The following is a 21,778-nucleotide window of genomic DNA, read 5'->3' as shown; positions in this document are numbered from 1 at the left end:
ACACGGGCCTGACCGGGCCTGGGCATACCCTCAGTGGCGTGTCCGCGACGAAATCCGACGTCCCCACGCAGCGCCGGGCCAGTGTGCTGCCCCTGCTCGCGGTCGGCGTGCTCCTGGCCGCCGTCGTCGCGATCGGCCTGATCGCGCTCACCGGCGGGGCCGGCTACGTCATCGCCGGCCTGCCGGATCCGGGGCTGGTCACCAAGTACGGCATCACGGTCATGCGCGTGCTGTCCGAAGCCGCGTCGGTGATCTGCGTCGGCTCGCTGCTGCTCGCCGCGTTCCTGGTGCCGCCGCAGAAGTCCGGCACGCTCGGCCCGGAGGGCTACGGCGCCCTGCGCGCGGCCGGCGTCGCCGCGTGGGTGTGGTTCGGCGCGGCCCTGTTCTCGGTCGCGTTCACCGCGGCCGACACCGCCGGGAAACCGTTCGGTGACGTCCTCGACCCGCAGACGCTGCTCGACCTCGTCGGCGCCATCGAACAGCCGAAGGCGTGGCTGTGGACCGCGCTGATCGCCGTCCTCGTCGCCCTCGGCTGCCGGCTCGCGCTGTCCTGGGGCTGGACGGCCGTGTTGTTCTTCCTGGCCGTCGGCGGGCTGATCCCGGTCGCCGTCACCGGTCACTCGGCCAGCGGCGGCTCGCACGACGTCGCTACCAACAGCCTGCTGTTCCACCTCGTCGCCGCGTCCCTCTGGGTCGGCGGCCTGATCGCGTTGCTGGCCCTCGGGTACCGGCGCGGCAACCACCTGAGCCTGGCCGCGCAGCGGTTCTCGCGGCTGGCGCTGGTGTGCTGGATCGTGATGGCGATCTCCGGCGTGATCAACGCGCTCGTCCGGATCGGCCTGAACGACCTCTTCACCACCGACTACGGCCTCCTGGTCGTCGCCAAGACGGTCGCGCTGCTGCTGCTCGGGGTCTTCGGCCACCAGCAGCGGCAGAAGGGCGTGGCGGACCTCGTCGACGGCAAGGGCGGCGCGCAGCTGATGCGCCTGGCCGCGGTCGAGATCCTGATCATGTTCGTCACCATCGGGATCGCGTCCGGGCTGGCCCGGACGCCGCCACCGGCGGACGCGGTCACCCAGCCGTCCACCACCGAGCTGCTGATCGGCTACAACCTCGACGGCGCGCCGACGGTGTGGCGCCTGCTCTTCGACACCCGGTTCGACCTGGTCTACGGCACGCTCGCGCTCGTCCTCGGCGGGCTCTACCTGGCCGGCGTGCGGCGGCTGCTGCGCCGCGGCGACGCGTGGCCGGCCGGCCGCACGGCCGCCTGGATCGTCGGCTGCGTCGTGCTGCTCATCGCGACGTCGTCGGGCATCGGCCGCTACGCGCCCGCGATGTTCAGCGTGCACATGGGCAACCACATGCTGCTGTCGATGGTCGCGCCGGTGCTGTTCGTGCTCGGCGGGCCGGTGACGCTCGCGCTGCGCGCCCTGCCCGCGGCCGGCAAGGACGCCCCGCCGGGGCCGCGCGAGTGGATCGTCGCGTTCGTGCACTCCCCGGTGTCGCGGTTCCTCACGCACCCGGTCGTCGCGCTGCTGCTGTTCGTCGGTTCGTTCTACGCGCTGTACTTCTCCGGGCTGTTCGACACCGCGCTGAACTACCACTGGGCGCACCTGGCGATGAACGCGCACTTCCTGCTCGCCGGGTACGTCTTCTACTGGCCGGTGATCGGCGTCGACCCGGCGCCGCGGCGGATCCCGTACCTCGGCCGGCTCGGGATGATGTTCGCCGCGATGCCGTTCCACGCCTTCTTCGGCGTGATCCTGATGAGCAAGCAGACGGTGATCGGGCAGGCGTTCTACAGCCAGCTGCACCTGCCGTGGGTGACCGACCTGCTGTCGGACCAGCGGCTCGGCGGCGGCATCGCGTGGGCGTCCGGCGAGGTCCCCGTTCTGCTCGTGCTGATCGCGCTGCTGGTGCAGTGGTCGCGCCAGGACGATCGCGAAGCGAAGCGGCGTGACCGGCGCGAAGCGGTGACCGGCGACGAGGAGCTGACCGCCTACAACGCGATGCTGAAGAACCTCGCGGAGGGAAAGCGACCCTCGGGTTCCAGTTGAGGTTGAGGGCTCGTCCGGACGCCGGAAACAGCGCTTCCGGTGATCCGGGACTGACTTTCGGTAGTCCGGTGGTGACCGGCGTCGAGACGCGATCAGGCGCGCTCTACGATCGTGGGTATGGCCGAGTTCATCTACACCATGAAGAAGGTGCGCAAGACCGTCGGGGACAAGGTCATCCTCGACGACGTCAGCACCGCGTTCTACCCCGGCGCCAAGATCGGCGTGGTCGGGCCGAACGGTGCCGGTAAGTCCACCGTTCTCAAGATCATGGCGGGGATCGAGCAGGCCAGCAACGGCGAGGCGTTCCTCCAGCCCGGTGCGAGCGTCGGCATCCTCATGCAGGAGCCGGAGCTCAACGAGGAGAAGACGGTCCGCGAGAACGTCGAAGAGGGCCTGGGCGAGGTCAAGGTCAAGCTCGACCGGTACAACGAGGTCCTCAAGCTCATGGAGACCGAGTACACCGAAGAGCTGATGGAGGAGATGGGGCAGCTCCAGGAGGACCTGGACCACGCCGACGCCTGGGAGCTCGACTCGACCGTCGAACAGGCCATGGACGCGCTGCGCTGCCCGCCGCCGGACGAAGGCGTCTCGCACCTCTCCGGGGGTGAGCGCCGCCGCGTCGCGCTGTGCAAGCTGCTGCTGTCGGCGCCCGACCTGCTGCTGCTCGACGAGCCCACCAACCACCTGGACGCCGAGAGTGTCCTGTGGCTGGAGCAGTTCCTGGCCCGCTACGCCGGCGCTGTCCTCGCCGTCACCCACGACCGGTACTTCCTCGACAACGTGGCCCAGTGGATCATGGAGCTGGACCGCGGCCGCGTCGTCGGCTACGAGGGCAACTACTCGACGTACCTGGAGAAGAAGCGCGAGCGCCTCGAGGTCCAGGGCAAGAAGGACGCGAAGCTCGCGAAGCGGCTGAAGACCGAACTCGAGTGGGTGCGGTCCAACGCCAAGGCGCGCCAGACCAAGTCGCGCTCGCGCCTCGACCGCTACGAGGAGATGGCGGCGGAGGCGGACAAGCACCGCAAGCTCGACTTCGAAGAGATCCAGATCCCGCCGGGCCCGCGGCTGGGCAGCGTCGTGGTCGAGGTCGAGAAGCTGCAGAAGGGCTTCGACGGCCGCGTCCTCATCGACGGCCTGTCGTTCAACCTGCCGCGCAACGGCATCGTCGGCGTGATCGGCCCGAACGGCGTCGGCAAGACCACGCTGTTCAAGACGATCGTGGGCCTCGAAGAGGCGGACAACGGCGTCGTCAAGATCGGCGAGACCGTCAAACTGTCCTATGTGGACCAGAACCGCGGCGGGATCGACCCGAAGAAGACCGTGTGGCAGGTCGTCTCCGACGAGCTGGACTACATCCACGTCGGCCAGACCGAAATGCCGTCGCGCGCGTACGTCAGCGCGTTCGGCTTCAAGGGCCCGGACCAGCAGAAGCCGGCGGGCGTGCTCTCCGGTGGCGAGCGCAACCGGCTCAACCTGGCGCTGACGCTCAAGCTGGGCGGGAACCTGATCCTGCTCGACGAGCCGACGAACGACCTGGACGTCGAGACCCTGGGCTCGCTGGAGAACGCGCTGGAGCAGTTCCCCGGCTGCGCCGTCGTGATCTCCCACGACCGGTGGTTCCTCGACCGGGTCGCGACGCACATCCTGGCCTGGGAAGGCACGGACGAAGACCCGGCCAAGTGGTTCTGGTTCGAGGGCAACTTCGAAGGGTACGAGAAGAACAAGGTGGAGCGGATGGGCGCCGAGGCTGCCCGCCCGCACCGTGTCACCCACCGCAAGCTGACCCGCGACTGAGGGGGCGGGTTTCCCCGTGGAAGCCAGCGAACAGCACCGGACGGGCCCGCTCTCCCAGAAGGAGGGCGGGCGTCCCGTCCATGCCGGGGAAACCCTCTCCGCAGTCGGCCGGCTCATCGAACGCGCGGACGCGCTGCACCTGCGTGCGCCCGAACTCGCGCTGGTCCTCGGCGAGCGCGCCGCCGCGCTCTCGGAAGCCGCCGGTGCCGACGAGCAGTGGATCCGGGCCGAGAGCCTGGTCGTCTCCGCGCGCGTCCGGCTCGGCGAACGGCCGCGCACGGTCGGCCGTGCGGTCGCGGCCCTGCGTGCGGCCGAACACGCCGGCTACGGCGACATCGCCGCCCGGCTGCGCATCGACCTCGCCGTGTGCGCCCGCAGCCTGGGCGTGCCGCTGACGGGCCTCGCCGCGTTGCGGCCGGTGCTCACCGACCCCGTCGTTTCGCCGGTGCACCGCGCCGCCGCGTTGACGCACCTGGTCGGCTGCCTCGGGTTGCTGGGGCGCAAGGCCGAGCTGGACCGCGTGCTCGTCGAGGCGGACAAGCTCGTCCTCGGCGACGAGTCCCTGGGCGCCGACACCCAGCTGCTGGTCCGCGCGCTGCTGCGCGTCGGCACGGCAGCACACCGGCGCCGCCACGGTGATCTGACGGCGGCGGCCGACGCCGCCCGGACCGGTCTCGGCTTCCTGGAGAAGCTGGCCAATCCGGCCGACGACGGCGGCCTCGTCCGGATCCGCCTCGTCCTGCTGCTGGTCAGCACGCTGCTCGACCGCGGCGACGCGGAAATGGCGTACGAGATCGCCGAGCCGGTGCTGGCCGAGCCGGTGCGCGCGGCCGGGGTCGCGCCGATGGGCTGGCTGCGGCTGGCCGTCGCGACGCGCATCCACCTGCCCGCGGGCGCCGGGGAAGCGGCCACCGAACTGGTCCGCGAAGCCGTGGCGAGCACCGACCGGCACGGGCTGTCCGCGGTGACCGCGCGGTTGTGGCTGGAGCTGGCGCAGCTGGAGGAGCGGTTCGGGCAGGCCGAGGAGGCCATCGCGTGCCTGTACCGCTCGCGGGCGGCCGAACAGCTGCACGCGCGGGCCCGGCGGCAGGCGTGCAACGTGCTGGCCGGCGAGTTCGGCACGGGCGAGCCGGCCTCGATCGACCTCGACGAGGTGCTCAAGGCAGTGCCATCCGGGGCTCCGTCCCGAGCCGCGGGCTCCGCCACCCGGACCCCCGAAAGCGGGGTGCCGTCGCGGCCGGTTCCGGTCGTGGCCGCCGAGCCCGAAGTGGCCCAGCCGCCCGCACCGGCTTGGTCATTCGGCCGCGAGGAGAAGCCAGAACCGCGGCAGCCGGCGCCCGCGTGGTCGTTCGAGCGGCCGCGGGTGACCGCCGATGCCGCCGAGACGTCGGTGATGCCGGCGGTGCGCGACGAACCGGCCGAGCCGCGCGTGCGCCCGGAGCCGGTGGTCGTGGAACGACGGCGGCCCGAGCCGAGCGAGGCCCCGCCGACCGGACGCCGGCGCGAGCCGGAGCGCCGGCCGGAACCGATCGAGGTGAAGTCCGAGCCGGTCCGGCGGGACCCGGAGCCCGTCGAGGTCCGGCCGGTCGAGCCGGTGCGGCGGCCCGCGCTGGAACCCATCGAGGTGAAGACGGCGCCCGTCGAGCCGGAACGCCGGCCCGAGCCCGTCGAACCCGCACGCCGGCGTGAGCCGATCGAGGCACGGTCGGCGTCCGTCGACCCGCCGTGGCGGCGCGAGTCGCCCGGCCAGGCGCGGCCGATCCCGGCGGAACCCGCCGAGGCCCAGCCGTCCGGACGCCGGCGCGCGCCGGAGGTCCCGGCCGAGCCGATCGAGGTCCGGACCGCGCCCGAACCGGCGCCCGAGCCACCGCGGGAGCCCGAAAAGCCCAAGTTCTCCTGGGCCGCCGTCGCGGAGGAGCGGCTGCGGGAGACCGCCGCCGAGCGCGAATCGGCGCCCACCCGCATCACGCCCGCCTTGCCGCTCGCGCCCGAGCCGGCTGCCGAGCGGGAGCCGCGGCGCGAACCGCAGCCGTCGACCCGGCACGACGCCGAGCACGGTTCCGAGGCCGCCCGGTCGGTGCTGGACCGCCTGGGCATCTCGTCGTCGGGTGGGGCGAGCGGCGGACGTCGTCGCGCCGAAGACGCCGAAACCCGCGCGGAGGAACCACCACCGCGGCCCGAGCCCGAACTGGCCCCGCCGCCGCGGCCGGAGGACGAGCCGCCGTCGGTGCCGGACTACCGCGACGAAGCCGAACCCTGGCTGCCGCGGCTGCGGATGCCGCCGTCGCTGGAGCCGATGGAGGACTTCGGCCACTGGACGCCGGCGACGGCCCCGTTCCCGGAGAGCTACGCGCGCGCGATTTCGGAGGACGAGCCCCCGCCGGACGCGGGGCTCGCCGACCTCCTCGCCCGCGCGCTGGCCGAGCACCAGGCGGGCACCGCGAGCGCGGCCGCGCTCGTCAAGCAGCTGGGTTCGCAGGACACCGGCCGCCGCAACGGCCACGGCCGCAACGGTCACGGAGCCGAGGTCTCGGACTCCCGCCGCCACGGCTCGGGCGACTGACCCGGAGCCCGCGCGGCCGGCGGAGGTTCGTCCGATCGGCCTCCGGTCGCCGAGACACCCCTATTCGTCGCCGACTCGCCACGGGCCCGGCGCAGTGGCCTCCGTCGCACCCCGGAGGTCGCCGACCGGCCGCCGGGCTTCGCCGAACGGCACCCGCCCGGCCCGACTGAACCGATCATGTTGGCTCCGCAGCAGGTAACGCCCGTCGAGCCCGGCTGGTCAGCGCCGCGAACGCCCCCGGAACGCAACCCGTCAGTAGCTTGACCGATCACGCGAATCCGCTGGCCGGGAAGGGTTTTTCGACATCGGGGAACCCCCGGGTCTTCATGTGATCCACGAGCGCGGCGCATTAGTGTGGGGTAGTCCGGTTCACCGTCGAACCGGCGCGGTGCCACCCACGAATACTGGAGAGTTGCCTCAAATGAGCTCGACCGGAGTCTCGTCCCTACCCGGAACCGGAGCCGCCACCGAACCCGAGTTCGGCCGGCGTTCCCCGGCCAGCCCGGAACAGATCAGGGACGACCTGATCGACGCCGCGGCCGGCCTGGCGCCGGAGATCGGGGAGCTCATCCGGCTCTACTACCGGCACATCCCCGCCGAAGAGATCGTCGGTGACGAGCCCGTCAACCTGGTCGGCGCGGTGCGCTCGCACCTGCAGCTCGCGAAGTCCCGGATGCCCGGCCGCCCGGCCGTGCGGCTGCTGAACCCGACCGTCGCCGAAGACGGCTGGGCGCGCGAAGCCACCGTCGTGCAGGTCGTCACCGACGACATGCCCTACCTGGTCGACTCGATCGCCGCCGAGTTCGCCCGCGACGGCGTGCAGGTGCAGCGGATCGTCCACCCGATCGTCGTCGTCAGCCGCGACCTGACCGGCGAGCTCCAGGAAGTCCACCCCGACGCCGACCCGGCCGAGCCGCCCGCGAACTCGGCCGCCGAGTCGTGGATGTACATCGAGATCGACTTCGTCACCGACCCGAACCGGGCTCGCGAACTCGACAACCGCCTCTCCAGCGTCCTCGGGGACGTCCGGGAGGTCGTCGAGGACGCCGAGAAGATGGCCCAGACGGCCTGCCAGCTCGCGAGCGAGCTCGAAACCGAGCCGCCGCACCTGCCCGAGGCCGAGGTCGCCGAGGGCGCCCGCCTGCTGCGCTGGCTGGCCGACGGCCACTTCACGTTCCTCGGGTACCGCCGCTACGAACTGATCGACAACCCGCACCCGGACGCCGACGAGCCCGCCCTGCGCGCGGTCCTCGCGTCCGGTCTCGGCGTGCTGCGCCAGGACAGCCTCGCCGCCCGCGGCCTCACCGCGGGCCCGGACACCGCCGCGTCCGCGCTCTCGCCGACGCTGCTGGTGCTGACGCAGGCGAGCGCGCCCTCGACCGTGCACCGGCCGGTCTACCCGTACTACGTCGGCGTGAAGACCTTCGACGCCGAGGGCAAGGTCACCGGCGAACACCGCTTCCTCGGCATGTTCACCACCACCGCGCTGCACGAGAACGTCCTCGACATCCCGGTGGTCTGCAACCGCGTCCGCGAGGTCATCCACCGCGCCGGGTTCCCGATGGAGTCCTTCTCCGGCCAGCGGATGCTGGAGGTCCTGCAGAACTGGCCGCGCGCGGACCTGTTCTCCGCCGACACCGACTCGCTGTACTCGACGACCACCGGCGCGATCACGCTGTCGGACCGCCGCCGGCTGCGCCTGTTCCTGCGCCGCGACCCGTACGGCCGCTTCTACTCCTGCCTCGTCTACCTGCCGCAGGACCGCTACACGACCCGGTCGCGGCTGGCCATGCAGGAGGTCCTGCTCGAAGAGCTCGAAGGTACCCAGCTCGAGTACAGCGCCCGGATCGGCGAGACCGTCCTGGCCCAGGTGCACTTCATGGTCCACACCGATCCCGCGCGCCGGCTGGAGCCGGACACGCAGCGGATCCAGGAGCGGCTGAACGACGCCGTCCGCAGCTGGGACGACCGGATGGTCGAGGCGGTCCTCGACGAGCGCCGCGAGCAGTCGGACGGCGGCGTGGCCGTCGGCGTCCTCGGCGAGGAGTCGGCGACCGAACAGGGCCAGCGCTTCGCGACCGTCTTCCCGGAGGGCTACAAGGAAGACTTCTCGGCCCGGGAAGCGCTCGCCGACCTGCGCGCCCTCGACTCGCTGACCGACGAGGGCGACCTCGCGCTGTCGTTCTACCGGCCGTCCGACGCCGAGCCGGGCGAACGGCGCTTCAAGCTGTACCTGCGCGGCGAAGGCGTCACCCTGTCGAAGGTGCTGCCGGTGCTGCAGGCCATGGGCGTCGAGGTGGTCGACGAGCGGCCGTACGAGCTGCACCGCGAAGACGGCGGCGCCTGCTGGATCTACGACTTCGGCCTGCGCGTCGCGCAGAAGGTGCTCGACGAGGGCGACGACCACGCGGTCGACCAGCTGCGCTCCCGGTTCCAGGACGCCTTCGAGGCCGCCTGGCGCGGCGACGCCGAGGTGGACGGGCTCAACGGCCTGGTCCTGCGGGCCGGGCTCACCTGGCGCCAGGTCGCCGTGCTGCGCGCGTACTCGCGGTACCTGCGCCAGGCCGGCAGCGCGTTCTCCCAGGACTACATCCAGAACACGCTGGTGAACCACACCCAGGTCGCGACGAAGCTGCTGCGGCTGTTCGAGGCCCGCTTCGACCCGCAGCTGGGCGACACCGATCGCGAAGCCGCGACCGACGCGCTGGCGAGCGAGCTGAGCGCGATGATCGACGAGGTCACCAGCCTCGACGAGGACCGGATCCTCCGCCGCCTGATGGCGGTCATCCGGGCCACGCTGCGGACGAACTACCACGTCCGCGACCAGGACGGGAACTCCCGCCAGTACCTGGCGATCAAGCTCGACCCGGCGGGCGTGCCCGACCTGCCGGAGCCGCGGCCGCGGTTCGAGATCTTCGTGTACTCGCCGCGCGTCGAGGGCGTGCACCTGAGGTTCGGCGAGGTCGCGCGCGGTGGCCTGCGCTGGTCGGACCGGCGGGAGGACTTCCGCACCGAGATCCTCGGCCTGGTCAAGGCGCAGGCGGTGAAGAACGCGGTGATCGTGCCGGTCGGCGCGAAGGGCGGCTTCGTGGTGAAGAACCCGCCCGCCGCGACCGGCGACGCGAGCATCGACCGCGACGCCCAGCTCAACGAGGGCATCGCCTGCTACCGCATGTTCATCTCCGGCCTGCTCGACCTGACCGACAACCGGATCGAGGGCAAGACCGTGCCCGCGCCGGGCGTCGTCCGGCACGACGCCGACGACTCCTACCTGGTCGTCGCCGCCGACAAGGGCACCGCGAAGTTCTCCGACATCGCCAACGAAATGTCGGCGAAGTACGGCTTCTGGCTCGGCGACGCGTTCGCCTCCGGCGGCTCGGTCGGCTACGACCACAAGGCCATGGGCATCACCGCGAAGGGTGCCTGGGAGAGCGTCAAGCGGCACTTCCGCGAGCTGGGCAAGGACACCCAGACCGAGGACTTCACCGTCGTCGGCATCGGCGACATGATGGGTGACGTCTTCGGCAACGGCATGCTGCTGAGCGAGCACATCCGGCTCGTCGCGGCGTTCAACCACATGCACGTCTTCCTCGACCCGCACCCGGACGCCGCGTCGACGTTCGCCGAGCGCCGGCGCCTGTTCGACCTGCCGCGCAGCTCCTGGGACGACTACGACCGCTCGCTGATCAGCGAAGGCGGCGGGATCTACCCGCGCACGGCGAAGTCGATCCCGATCAGCCCGCAGGTCCGCGCGTCGCTCGGGCTCGAAGAGGGCGTCACCGCGCTCGCGCCGATGGACCTCATCCAGGCGATCCTGCTGGCGCCGGTCGAGCTGCTCTGGAACGGCGGCATCGGCACCTACGTCAAGGCGGAGACCGAAACCCACGCCGCGGCCGGCGACAAGGCCAACGACGCCATCCGCGTCGACGGCAAGCAGCTGCGCGTCAAGGTCTTCGGCGAGGGCGGCAACCTCGGCCTGACCCAGCTCGGCCGGATCGAGTTCGCCCGCAACGGCGGCAAGATCAACACCGACGCGCTCGACAACTCGGCCGGCGTCGACTGCTCCGACCACGAGGTCAACATCAAGATCCTGCTCGACCACCTCGTGCAGACCGGCAAGCTGGAGCGCGAGCAGCGCAACGAGCTGCTGGAGGAGATGACCGACGAGGTCGGCGCGCTGGTGCTCAAGGACAACTACCGGCAGAACGCCGTCCTCGGCGTCAGCCGGGCGCACGCCGCGCCGATGCTGTCGGTGCACGCGCGCCAGGTCCAGGCGCTGGTGTCGGCGGGCGCGTTCGACCGCAAGCTCGAAGCGCTGCCGAGCAACTCGGAGTTCCGCGAGCTCGAGAAGGCGGGCAAGGGCCTCACCTCACCGGAGCTGGCGACGCTGCTCGCGCACGTCAAGCTGGAGCTGAAGGACGAGCTGCTGGCCAGCGACCTGCCCGACTCGAAGGTGTTCGCGGCCCGGCTGCCGGAGTACTTCCCGCAGCCGCTGCGCGAGCGGTTCGGCTCCGCGATCGGCGAACACCCGCTGCGCCGCCAGATCATCACCACGCTGATCGCCAACGAGGTGGTCGACGGCGGCGGCATCTCGTTCGTCTACCGGCTGATGGAGGAGATGAACGCGACCGCGACCGACGCGGTGCGCGCGTACGCCGTGGTCACGCAGGTGTTCGACCTGCCTGCCGTGTGGGCGGAGATCGACGCGCTGGACAACGTCGTCTCGACCGACGTCGCCGACGCGATGGTGCTGGAGACGCGGCGGCTGCTCGACCGGGCCGCGCGCTGGTTCCTCACCAACCGGCCGCAGCCACTGGCGCTGCTGTCGGAGATCAAGCGCTTCGGCCGCGTGCTGGGCAAGCTCGTCCCGAAGATCGGCGATCTGCTGCGCGGCCGCGAGGCGGAGTCGGTGCAGAAGCACGTGGACGAGCTGATCGCCGCGAACGTGCCGGAGGAGCTGGCGCGCCGCGTCTCGCTGCTGCTGCACACGTACGGCCTGCTGGACGTCACCGAGGTCGCCGAGCTCGCCGAGCAGCAGATCGGCGTCGACGCGACGCACAGCCCGGCCGAGACCGCGGAGCTGTACTACGCGCTTTCGGACCACCTGGACGTCGACAAGATGCTGACCGAGATCAGCGCGCTCGAACGCGGCAACCGCTGGCACGCGCTCGCCCGGCTTTCGCTGCGCGACGACGTCTACGGTTCGCTGCGGGCGATCACGCTGGACGCGTTGCGGCACAGCGATCCCGGCTCGTCCGGCGACGCGAAGATCGCCCAGTGGGAGAAGACGAACTCCTCGCGCCTGCAGCGGGCGCGCGTCGCGCTGGAAGAGATCCACAACTCCGGCCGGCTCGACCTCGCGACGCTTTCGGTGGCGGCCCGCCAGATCCGGAGCACGGTGCGGTGACCTACGTTTCGCACGTCCGCCCGCGCTGGACGGACATGGACGTCTACGGCCACATCAACCACGCGAAGATGGTGACGCTGCTCGAAGAGGCGCGCATCCCGCTGCTGTTCAAGGGGGCCGTGGAGGCCGGGCTCGACCAGCTGCCGAAGGGCATCGTCGTGGTCAAGCTGGAGGTGGCCTACAAGGCGCCGATCGTGGTGTCCGGGCAGCAGCTGCGCGTGGACATCGACCTGACGGAACTGCGGGCGGCGAGCTTCACGCTGGCCTACCGGGTCCACACCGGGCCGGGCGAGGCCGACCCGGTGGCGGTGACGGCGGAGACGGTGCTGGCGCCGTACGACACCGTCGCGTTGCGGCCGCGTAGGCTCAGCCCGCCCGAGTCGGAGTTTCTGAAGCAGGGGTTCGCGGATGCCTGAGTTGTTCGTGCCGGACGCGGCCGACCGGGAGACCCTCGGCGCGTTCGTCGCCCGCGCGGTCCGGCTGGACGGCGCCACCGCCGTCCGGTTGCGGCAGCGCGGCGACGGCGTGGTCGAGGCCTGGACGGCGACGCCGTTCGAGTGCTTCGCGACGCGCGCGGTCGCCGGTGACGTCACCCCCGGCGACGTCACGGTGTCCGGCAACGAGCTGCTGGCGGCGTTGACGGTGGCCGGTGGCCCGCGAATGGACCCGGGCCCGGCCCGCGACCTGCTGTGGCACGGCGAGCTGCCGCCGTCCGGCCGCTGGCCGCTGGTCGACGAGCTGCCGGCGCGGGTCGTGGCGGAGCTGGCCGACCGGGGCGTGACGCTGGCCCGGGACAACGCCGGCCCGCACGGCAACCCGCCCGCGTCGCTGATGGACCAGGCGGTGCTGACGGTGTCCGGCGAAGCGACCGAGGTCAAGGTCCAGATGCGCTGCCTGTTCGCGATGTCCGGGATGGGGTTCGTGGATTCGGACCTGACCGAGGACGTGGTCCGCGTGTCGGCGACGGATTCGTGGCTGCGCCTGGACGCCCGGTACGGCGCGATCGTCCGGCGCCGGCACGCGCTGCTGCCGTTGCTGTTCTGACGGATTGCTTACGGCGGCCACCGTTTTCGGAGAACGGTGGCACGCTGGAGGCATGACCCCGGATGACGATCCGACCGCGGAGTTCCTCGACGGTGTCCGCGCCGAGGAGACGCCGTGGCGGCGCGACCGTCCGCCGGGGGAGCAGGCGCCGGAGCGCGCCGAGCGTCCTGAGAGGTGGGGCCGCGCGCGAGCGGCGGGCCGGGCGGCCGCCCAAGCCGCGCCCTACCTCCAGGCCGCGGCGCTCGTCGCGTGGCTCGCGAGCGGCGCGTTCGACGACGGCTCGGGCGACCAAAGCGGTTGACGTGTTAGAGTCCGCGCCTTCCCGTGGGAGGGGACGGCGAGAGGCGAGCGATGAGGTTTCCGGCGTTCACCGTGACCGTGACCCGCGAGGCCGGCCAGTGGATCGCGAAGACGGTCGACGGCGTCGAAGCCGCCGGTGAGTTCAAGCGGTTCCCCGACGTCGATCCGGGCATGCGCAAGGTCATCGCGAACCTGACCGGCCTCCCACCCGAGCGGTTCTACCTCCGCTGGCGCTACGAGTTCGAGGACCAGGACGCCACCGACCTCGTCCTGCAGTACCAGGAGGCGCACCGGATCGCCGAGGACGTCGCCGAGTGGCGGGAAGGCGTCCGCGCCCGTCTGGTCGCGACGCTGAACGGCCAGCTCTCACAACGCGCGATCGCCGATCTGCTCGGCCTGTCGCACCAGCGCGTCAACCAGCTCGCGCGCGGCACCGCACTCGAGGCGGCCGACGTCGTCAAGCCCGGCCGGTGGGTGCCGCTCTAAACCAGCCAGGCGGCCGAATCCGCCGGCAGCTTGCCGTCCACGAGCGGGCTGCTGGACAGCAGCACCTCACCCGGCGGCAGCGCGATCGGCGACGCGGACGTGTTCAACGCGCACACCAGCCCGCCGCCCTTGCGCCGGAACGCGAAGCAGCCCGCCGGGGCGCCGTACCACTCCAGTTCGTCGCCGCCGAACGCCGGATGCGTCTTGCGCAGCTCGATCGCCTGCCGGTACAGGGAAAGCGTCGAATCCGCGTCCTCGATCTGCTTCTCGACCGTCAGCCCGGACCACGCCGGCGGCATCGGCAGCCACGTCCGCGGGTTGCGCGAGAACCCGAACGGCGGCAGGTCGCCCTCCCACGGCAGCGGCACGCGGGAGACGTCGCGGCCGAACTCCGCGCCGCTCGTCTTCGCGCGCGGGTCGGCCATGTCGGCCGGCGCCAGCTCGACGTTCGCCAGCCCCAGCTCTTCGCCGTTGTACAGGTACACCGCACCCGGCAGGGCCAGCTCCACCAGCGCCATCGCCCGCGCGCGCCGCACGCCGGCCGCCCCGCCGCCGTAGCGGCTGACCTGGCGCCAGACATCGTGGTTGCCGAGCGTCCACGTCGCCGGAGCGCCCGAGCGGGCCGGCACCGTCAAGGACCGGTCGATGGCCGTGCGCATCGCGTCCGCGTCGAAGTGCGTCAGCACCAGGCGGAAGTTGAACGCCAGGTGCAGCTCGTCGGGCCGCAGGTAGCGGGCGAGGCGTTCCTCGTCGGTCACCCAGATCTCGCCGACCGCCATCGCGTCCGGGAACTCGTCGAGCACCTTGCGGATCATCTGGTGGATCTCGTGGACGCTGTCGTGGTCCCAGCGCGGGTCGTAGTAGTGGCTCGGCCCGAGCGCGTCCGCGCGCGGGTCCATGTCCGGCAGGCCGGGCGGCTTGGCCATGCCGTGCGCGACGTCGATGCGGAAGCCGTCGACCCCGCGTTCGAGCCAGAACCGCAGCGTGCGCTCCAGATCGGCGGCGACCTCGGGGTTGGTCCAGTTCAGATCGGGCTGCTGCGGCGCGAACAGGTGCAGGTACCACTGGCCGTCCGGCACCCGCGTCCACGCCGGGCCGCCGAACGCGCTGACCCAGTTGTTCGGCGGGTCTTCGCCCTTGGGGCCGACGCCGTCGCGGAAGATGTACCGGTCGCGCTCCGGGCTGCCCGGCTTGGCCGCCATCGCCGACTTGAACCAGGCGTGCTGGTTGCTGGTGTGGTTGGGCACGACGTCGACGGTGACCTTGATGTTCCGCTTGTGCGCCTCGGTCAGCAGCACGTCGAAGTCGCCGAGGGTGCCGAACATCGGGTCGACGTCGCGCGGGTCGGCGATGTCGTACCCGTGGTCGGCCATCGGGGAGCGGTAGAACGGCGTCAGCCACAGCGCGTCCACGCCCAGCAGCTCAAGGTAACCGAGCCTGGAGTGGATGCCCTCCAGGTCTCCGACGCCGTCACCGTCCGAATCGGCGAACGAGCGCACGTAGACCTGGTAAAAGACGGCGTCCTGCCACCAGGCTCCGGGTCTCATACGAAGCTGTTCATCATGCTGTGCGCCGCCATCTCCAGGTACGCCCAGAGCTGACCGCGGTACGGCTCCTCGAGGTTCTCCTCGTCGACGGCGATCCGGATGCAGCGCAGCCAGGCGTCCCGCTCGATCGGCCCGATCTTGAACGGCGCGTGGCGCATCCGCAGCCGCGGGTGCCCGCGCCGGTCGGAGTAGGTGTGCGGGCCGCCCCAGTACTGCATGAGGAACAGCCGGAAGCGCTCCTCGGCCGGGCCGAGGTCCTCCTCGGGGTAGAGCGGGCGGAGGATCTCGTCCTTCGCGACTTCCTCGTAGAACCGCCCGACGATGCGGCGGAACGTCGGTTCGCCGCCGACCGCTTCGTAGAGGTTCGCCGGTTCGCTCACTGCAGACACGCCTTCCATTTTGCCCTTCGGTTCCGCGTTCCCGACGCCCGGTCCGCCCGTGCCCGGAAGGTCGTGAACCCGCTTCCCAGCGTAACGACGAAGCCCGGGTCGTGAGGCAGCTCACGGCCCGGGCCCGGGGCGCTACTTGTCGATGGCCGCGGCCGCGCCGGGGAACAGCCGGCCGAGCGGGGGCTCGAAACCGGCCTCTTCCAGGGCCGCCAGCAGCTGGGCGCGCAAGGCCCGCTGGACCGCCCACTGCTTGCCCGGCCGCACCTTCACGGTCAGCCGCAGCTGGATGCCCTCCGGGGTGACGCTCTCCACGCCCAGCATCTCCGGCGGCTCCAGGACGTTGTCCTTGAGCAGGTCGCTTTCGGCGGCGGCCGAAGCCGCCTCGCCGAGCACGGTCGTCGCGCGCTCGACGTCGGTCGTGTAGCCGAGGGGGACGTCGACGACCGCGACCGCGAATCCCTGGCTCGAGTTGCCGACGCGCAGGACTTCACCGTTGCGGACGTACCAGACCGTGCCTTTGAGGTCGCGCAGCGTGGTGATCCGCAGGCCGACGGCCTCGACCGTGCCGGTCGCCTCGCCGATGTCCACGACGTCGCCGACGCCGTACTGGTCCTCGACCATCATGAAGATGCCGGACAGGAAGTCCTTGACGAGGTTCTGCGCGCCGAACCCGATCGCGACGCCGATGATGCCGGCCGAGGCGATGATCGGGCCGAGGTTGATGCCCAGCTCGCCCAGCACGAGGATGAACGCGAGGCCGTAGATCAGGAACGTCGACATCGACTTGAGCACCGAGCCGATGGTCTGGGCGCGCTGGCGGCGCCGTTCGATCACGGCGGAGCCGAGCACCTCGGGAGCGCGCTCACGCAGGGGGCGCAGCAGCGCGGGCAGCTTCCCGCTGCCTCGGGGGAGCGTCGTGACGCGGTTGATCAGCCGCTTGATCAGCAGCCGGACGACGAACGCGATCACGATGATCATCAGGATCTTGAGCGGCTTGGTCAGCAGCCAGTTCGTCGAGCCGGCGAGCCACTCGTTGCCGGTGGCCTTGTACACCTGGTAGCACAAGGTGGACGCGTCGGTGATGCACGGCGTCTGGCCGGCGGCGGTGAGCAAGGGGGACACGGGAGTTCGATCATCCTTCCGATCAGGTCGGGGAGCCCAACTGTAAGTGGATGTTGGGTCGCGCGGATGTGACACGTCTTGTAACACACGTGCGCTGGGGGCCTGTTCTGTGGTCGACTATGCCTACGCCCCTGGAGGTGGTCGAGTGCCAGACCGACAACCCAGCCCCCGCGGCGCCTCCGGCCAAGCCATGGCCGACGAGACGCCAGAGGTGGTCCTGCGCGCCTATCCGGGGGGTACCGCATCCGGCGGTCCCGTCCCGGCCGGAGCGGGGAACCGCCCAGGGGGAGTTACCCGCCCGCCCGGACAGCGTAGTAGAGCCGCCCCGTCTTGGGGCCGGCGCCGGGTTCTCCTGCTCAACGCCACCTTCGAGCCGCTGACCGCGTTGCCGTTGCGGCGGGCCGTGGTGCTGGTGATGTGCGGCAAGGCCGAAGTGGTGCACGGCGACCCGGGCGGCATCGAGCTGCATTCGGCGAAGGTTTCGCTGCCGGTGCCGTCGGTGATCCGGCTCAGCACGTACGTGCGGGTGCCCTACCGGGCGCAGGTGCCGCTCACCCGTGCCGGGCTGATGCACCGCGACCGGTACCGCTGCGCGTACTGCGGGGGGCGGGCCGAGACGATCGACCACGTCATCCCGCGCAGCCGTGGCGGACCTCACGCCTGGACGAACTGCGTCGCCTGCTGCGCCAAGTGCAACCACCGCAAGGCGGACCGGCTGCTCTCGGAGATCGGCTGGCGGCTGCGCGTCGTCCCGCGGGCGCCCCACGGCCCGCATTGGCGGCTGCTCGCGCACTCCAAGGAGGCCGATCCGCTCTGGCGTCCGTATCTGGGCTCCGCCGCTTAGTGTCGGCAGGTTGACGGAGCCCTGAACATGCCGGCGCCCCGGCTGCCTGTGCGGCGGCCGGGGCGAGCCGGGTGCTTGCGCGTGTTCAGGTAGTGCGGGCGGCCCTGGAGTACGGGTCAGGCAGCGAGCGCGTAGTCGCTCTGGCAGGTGACGCGGGTCCCCATCGTGACGCGCGTGCCGCGGGTCACCCGCGTGCCCCGCGTGACACGAGTGCCGCACGTGACTCGCGTGCCGGCCGTCACACGCGTGCCCATCGTGACGCGAGTGCCCCTGGTGACTCGCGTACCCCGCGTGACGCGCGTCCCCGCCGTCACCCGGGTGCCCGCCGTGACCCGCGTTCCCGCCGTCACGCGTGTACCGCGAGTGACGCGTGTACCCCGGGTAACCCTTGTGCCCGCCGTCACACGCGTTCCGGGCACGAATTCGATGTCGCTGGGTGACGAGGTGGTCTCAGTGATCGCCTGTGCGGGGGTGTGGGCGCTGTTCATGGCAAGGCCTCCTGGGACCGGTGCGTTACCTGCTGGGGCTGGGGAGCGGGGCGCAAGGCCCGTACAGGTGAAAAAGCTACGAGGATTTCAAGGCTGCGACAAGACGACAGCGGCGGGTGCGGCCGCCTGTACGTTGAGTTGCAACCTTTCGGCCCGACGGTCTTCGCCCCAACGTTCCAGTGACCGCGAGCCAAGCGGCGGACGGCACTCGGCTTACGACGAACGGTCGAGTGCGGCGCGCGCGGTGCCTGAAGTGTTCTCGGAGGTCATCCGATACGCTCAGCGCCGTGAACGTTGTCGAGACGATCGTGGTCTTCGCCGTGATCCCGCTGGCCATCTACGGTCTCGCCGGGCTGCTGACGCTCCGGCGCAGGTCCGCCGGCGCCTCGCGGTACCGGTCCGGCCAGGCTTGGGAGTACCCGGCCATGTGGTGGAGCGCCAACCCCGAAGGGGTCGGCGCGGGGCACCGGCACGCCGGAGCCGAGAACAGCGCGCCCGAGGGCGCCCCGACCGCGGCGGGAGGCGCTCGTGGCAACTGGTGAGCTGACGAAGCGCGTCGACGAGTCCGAGCTGGGCTACGGCGAGGCTTTGACGTCGAGCGGCCGCGTGTCGGCCGCGAAGATGTACGAGCCCGAGGCGCCGACGAGCCCGTTCAACACCCGCCAGCTGAGCCGTCTCGACGAGGCGCTGACGTTCGCGAGCCGGGAAACCGGCCTCGACTTCAGCCTGTACCTCGGCGAGCTGGGCGCGGACAGCCGGGTGGCGGCGGAGAAGCTGCACGCGACGATGGCGGACCCGGCGAACTCGGTCCTGATCGCCGTCTCGCCGGGCGAAAAGCTGATCGAGATCGTGACGGGCAAGACGGCGTTCGTCCGCCTGCCCGACCGCGGCGCCAAGCTGGCGGTGGCGAGCATGGTGGCGTCCTTCAAGGAGGGCGACCTGGTGCGCGGGCTGGTCAGCGGCCTGGTGAACGCGCTGCGCATGCTGTCCGACCAGGCGGGCCCCGCGCCCCGCTGAGTGTCTTGACGAAGAGCCCCGCACCTCGGTCAGGTGCGGGGCTCTTCTCATGTCTGCCGCGTCCAGTCAGGCCTGCGCGTCGAAGTCCCGCGCCGCCAGCGCCCGCACAATCCCCGCCCGGCCCTCCGACACCAACCGGCGCAGGGCGTGCGAGTGCTCGTCCTTCAGCCACTCGTCCGAGGCCGTCACCGTCTCCGGGGCCACGGCCCACGACGGGTACAGCCCGATCGCGATCGGCTGCGCCCGCTCGCTCGAGCGCCGCTGCCACACCTCGTCGATCACCTCGAAGTACTTCTCGACGTACGAGCCCAGCAGCGCCTTCTGACCCGGGTGTGAGAAGCCCGAGATGAGCGAGTCGCTGACTGCGTTCGGCAGCTCGTCGTCGTACACCGCGCGCTGCCACGCGTCGGACTTGGCCTCCGCCGTCGGGCGCAACGCCCGTGCGCGCTCCGCCTGGCGGCGGCCTGTCGCCGTGTTGTCGCGGGCCAGCTCGGCGTCGATTTCGGACGCCGTGGCCTTGCCGTGCGCCACCAGCGCGTGCAGCAGGCGCCAGCGCAGGTCCGTGTCCACCGTCAGACCCTCGAGCGGCGCCGATCCGTCCAGCCAGCCGGCCACCACGTCCAGGACAGCAGCGTCCAGCACCGACCCGGCCAGCGAGTTGACGAACGCCAGCTGGTGGTCCGAGCCAGCTTCGGCGCCGTGGACCAGCTCCAGCAGCCGGGTCGTGAACGCCGGCCAGCCGGTCGAGGCCGCCCACTCCTGCTCCGCGTAGGAGTTCAACGCCGTCTGGGCCTGCAGCAGCAGCCGCTGGACCACGCCGACCTCGGTCTCCGTGTGGATGCCGCGCTGGACCAGCGTGACGAAGTCGCGGGCCTTCAGCTCGGCCTCGCGCGTCATCTCCCACGCCGCCGACCAGCACAGCGTCCGCGGGAGCGGCTCGGTGATGTCGGCGACGCGGTCGATCAGCGTCGTCAGGGACGCCGGGTCGAGCCGCATCGTGCAGTACGTCAGGTCGTCGTCGTTGACCAGCACGAGCTTGCCCGCGGGCCGCCCGACCAGGTCGGGCACCTCGGTGCGCTCGCCGTCGACGTCCAGTTCGACGCGCTGGGTCCGGACGATCTTGCCCGAGCCGTCCTCGTCGTAGATCCCGACGGCGACGCGGTGCGTGCGCAGCTCACCGGCGCCCGGCTTCGCGCCGGACTGCACGACGGCGAACGAGGCGAAGTTCCCGTCCGCGCCGACCTCGTAGCGCGGGCTCAGGGAGTTGAGCCCGGTCGTCTCCAGCCACTGCGCGCTCCACCACGACAGGTCGCGCCCGGACGCCTCCTCCAGCGCGCCCAGCAGGTCGGCCAGGGTCGCGTTGCCCCAGGCGTGCTTGCCGAAGTACACCTTGAGGCCGTCGAGGAAGTGGTCCAGCCCGACGTAGGCGACGAGCTGCTTGAGCACGCTCGCGCCCTTGGCGTAGGTGATGCCGTCGAAGTTGACCTCGACCGCGTGCAGGTCGACGATGTCGGCCGCGATCGGGTGCGTCGAGGGCAGCTGGTCCTGCCGGTAGGCCCAGGACTTCTCGATGTTCGCGAAGCTGGTCCACGCGTTCTTGTACTCGGTCGCCTCGGCCTGGGCCAGGACGCTCGCGAAGGTCGCGAACGACTCGTTCAGCCACAGGTCGTCCCACCAGCGCATGGTGACGAGGTCGCCGAACCACATGTGCGCCATCTCGTGCAGCAGCGTCTCGGCGCGCCGCTCGTAGGCGTAGCGGGTGACGCGGCTGCGGAAGACGTAGTCCTCCAGGAAGGTCACCGCGCCGGCGTTCTCCATCGCGCCCGCGTTGAACTCGGGCACGAACAGCTGGTCGTACTTGGAGAACGGGTAGGGCGTGCCGAACTTCTCGTGGTAGAAGCCGAAGCCCTGCTTGGTCTCGGTGAAGAGGCGATCGGCGTCCATGTGCTCGGCCAGCGACGCGCGGCAGTAGATGCCGAGCGGGATGGCCTTGTGCTCGTCGGTGTACTCGTCGCGCCACTCGGCGTACGGGCCGGCGATCAGCGCGATCAGGTACGTCGAGAGCCGCTCGGACTCCTTGAACACCGTGCGGACGGCGCCTTCGGGCGTCTCCTCGGTGGATTCGGCCGCGGTGTTCGAGATGACCTTCCAGTCCTTCGGCGCGATCACGGTGAGCCGGTAGACGGACTTGAGGTCGGGCTGGTCGAAGCAGGCGAACATCCGCTTGGCGTCGGCCGTCTCGAACTGCGTGTACAGGTAGACGCCGTCGTCGACCGGGTCGACGAACCGGTGCAAGCCCTCGCCGGAGTTCATGTACCGGCAGTCGGCGGTGACCGTGAGCTCGTTCGCCTCGGCCAGGCCGGCGAGCGCGATGCCCTTGTCCTCGATGTACGCGCTGACGTCGACGTCCGCGCCGTTCAGGGTGGCCGAGTGCACGCGGTCGGCGACGAGGTCGACCCACGTGTCTTCGCCGGCCCGGGCGCTGGAGAACCGGACGGTCGTCGTCGACGCGAAGGTCTTCTCCCCGGGACCGCCGTGGCCGTCGGTGAGGTCCAGCTCGACGTCGTACGCGGTGACTTCGAGCAGGTCCGCGCGCAGCTTGGCTTGGTCGCGGGTCAGGTTGGGGGCGGGCACAGGCACCTCTGGTCGTTGGTATCGGTTTTCAACTCCCCGCATCCAATCATGGGGACGGGGTGGCGGGCGATAAGGGAACAAGCCCG

16 protein-coding genes are annotated in these 21,778 nt (G+C 71.2%); 11 read left to right on the top strand and 5 right to left on the bottom strand.

Features of this window, described 5'->3' with window-relative positions; genetic code table 11:
- Positions 1-38 precede the first annotated feature (38 nt).
- From BLV96_RS29245 to BLV96_RS29210, 8 genes are all read left to right on the top strand, one after another.
- Positions 39-2,057 carry a bifunctional copper resistance protein CopD/cytochrome c oxidase assembly protein gene (locus tag BLV96_RS29245; protein WP_086671463.1) on the top strand — a complete coding sequence of 673 codons (2,019 nt, stop codon included), beginning with the start codon at positions 39-41 and terminating at the stop codon, positions 2,055-2,057.
- 117 nt (positions 2,058-2,174) lie between these two features.
- A complete protein-coding gene (ettA, locus tag BLV96_RS29240; protein ID WP_086671462.1) occupies positions 2,175-3,851 on the top strand; it encodes an energy-dependent translational throttle protein EttA in 1,677 nt (558 codons plus the stop codon).
- Positions 3,852-3,867: 16 nt separating this feature from the next.
- Positions 3,868-6,414, top strand: a complete 2,547-nt coding sequence (locus BLV96_RS29235; RefSeq protein WP_086671460.1) for a hypothetical protein — start codon at positions 3,868-3,870, stop codon at positions 6,412-6,414.
- A gap of 421 nt (positions 6,415-6,835) precedes the next feature.
- Positions 6,836-11,821 (top strand): NAD-glutamate dehydrogenase, encoded by a 4,986-nt coding sequence (locus BLV96_RS29230; RefSeq protein ID WP_086671458.1) that lies wholly within the window; start codon positions 6,836-6,838, stop codon positions 11,819-11,821.
- Complete coding sequence (locus BLV96_RS29225; RefSeq protein ID WP_086671456.1) at positions 11,818-12,237, top strand: acyl-CoA thioesterase; 420 nt, start codon at positions 11,818-11,820, stop codon at positions 12,235-12,237. The genes BLV96_RS29230 and BLV96_RS29225 overlap by 4 nt, the downstream gene beginning before the upstream one ends.
- Positions 12,230-12,865 carry a DUF8010 domain-containing protein gene (locus tag BLV96_RS29220; protein ID WP_086671455.1) on the top strand — a complete coding sequence of 212 codons (636 nt, stop codon included), beginning with the start codon at positions 12,230-12,232 and terminating at the stop codon, positions 12,863-12,865. Before BLV96_RS29225 ends, BLV96_RS29220 begins: the two co-directional genes overlap by 8 nt.
- A 52-nt stretch (positions 12,866-12,917) precedes the next feature.
- A complete protein-coding gene (locus tag BLV96_RS29215; protein ID WP_086671453.1) occupies positions 12,918-13,166 on the top strand; it encodes a hypothetical protein in 249 nt (82 codons plus the stop codon).
- Between the two features lie 50 nt (positions 13,167-13,216).
- The gene (locus BLV96_RS29210) at positions 13,217-13,651 is read left to right on the top strand and encodes a hypothetical protein (RefSeq protein WP_086671451.1); all 435 of its coding nucleotides are present in this window, start codon (positions 13,217-13,219) and stop codon (positions 13,649-13,651) included.
- Here BLV96_RS29210 and BLV96_RS29205 read toward each other — a convergent pair.
- The 3 genes from BLV96_RS29205 to BLV96_RS29195 form a co-directional block, all read right to left on the bottom strand.
- Complete coding sequence (locus BLV96_RS29205; RefSeq protein ID WP_086671450.1) at positions 13,648-15,198, bottom strand: glycoside hydrolase family 13 protein; 1,551 nt, start codon at positions 15,196-15,198, stop codon at positions 13,648-13,650. The genes BLV96_RS29210 and BLV96_RS29205 overlap by 4 nt on opposite strands.
- A complete protein-coding gene (locus BLV96_RS29200; protein WP_086671448.1) occupies positions 15,195-15,578 on the bottom strand; it encodes a globin in 384 nt (127 codons plus the stop codon). The genes BLV96_RS29205 and BLV96_RS29200 overlap by 4 nt, the downstream gene beginning before the upstream one ends.
- Positions 15,579-15,719: 141 nt before the next feature.
- Complete coding sequence (locus BLV96_RS29195) at positions 15,720-16,709, bottom strand: mechanosensitive ion channel family protein (RefSeq protein WP_208608345.1); 990 nt, start codon at positions 16,707-16,709, stop codon at positions 15,720-15,722.
- Between the two features lie 385 nt (positions 16,710-17,094).
- On the opposite strand from BLV96_RS29195, the gene BLV96_RS29190 reads away from it, so the two are divergent.
- Positions 17,095-17,553 (top strand): HNH endonuclease, encoded by a 459-nt coding sequence (locus BLV96_RS29190; RefSeq protein WP_425266197.1) that lies wholly within the window; start codon positions 17,095-17,097, stop codon positions 17,551-17,553.
- Between the two features lie 116 nt (positions 17,554-17,669).
- Here the strand turns inward: BLV96_RS29190 and BLV96_RS50845 are convergent, their stop codons facing one another.
- Positions 17,670-18,041, bottom strand: coding sequence for a hypothetical protein (locus BLV96_RS50845; protein ID WP_086671446.1), 372 nt, complete (start codon positions 18,039-18,041; stop codon positions 17,670-17,672).
- A gap of 287 nt (positions 18,042-18,328) precedes the next feature.
- Between BLV96_RS50845 and ctaJ the strand changes: the two genes are divergently transcribed.
- Together ctaJ and BLV96_RS29175 are read left to right on the top strand one after the other, a co-directional pair.
- The gene (gene ctaJ, locus BLV96_RS29180) at positions 18,329-18,583 is read left to right on the top strand and encodes an aa3-type cytochrome oxidase subunit CtaJ (RefSeq protein WP_086671444.1); all 255 of its coding nucleotides are present in this window, start codon (positions 18,329-18,331) and stop codon (positions 18,581-18,583) included.
- Positions 18,570-19,058: a DUF5130 family protein gene (locus BLV96_RS29175; protein ID WP_086671442.1), complete on the top strand. Its 489-nt coding sequence runs from the start codon at positions 18,570-18,572 to the stop codon at positions 19,056-19,058. Before ctaJ ends, BLV96_RS29175 begins: the two co-directional genes overlap by 14 nt.
- Positions 19,059-19,124: 66 nt before the next feature.
- On the opposite strand, the gene pepN is transcribed toward BLV96_RS29175, so the two are convergent.
- Positions 19,125-21,692 (bottom strand): aminopeptidase N, encoded by a 2,568-nt coding sequence (gene pepN, locus BLV96_RS29170; RefSeq protein WP_086671440.1) that lies wholly within the window; start codon positions 21,690-21,692, stop codon positions 19,125-19,127.
- Between the last annotated feature and the right edge of the window lie 86 nt (positions 21,693-21,778).

The sequence above is a fragment of the Amycolatopsis pretoriensis genome, assembly GCF_900107925.1.
Lineage (GTDB): Bacteria > Actinomycetota > Actinomycetes > Mycobacteriales > Pseudonocardiaceae > Amycolatopsis > Amycolatopsis pretoriensis.
This window is presented reverse-complemented; position numbering and strand designations above follow the sequence as displayed.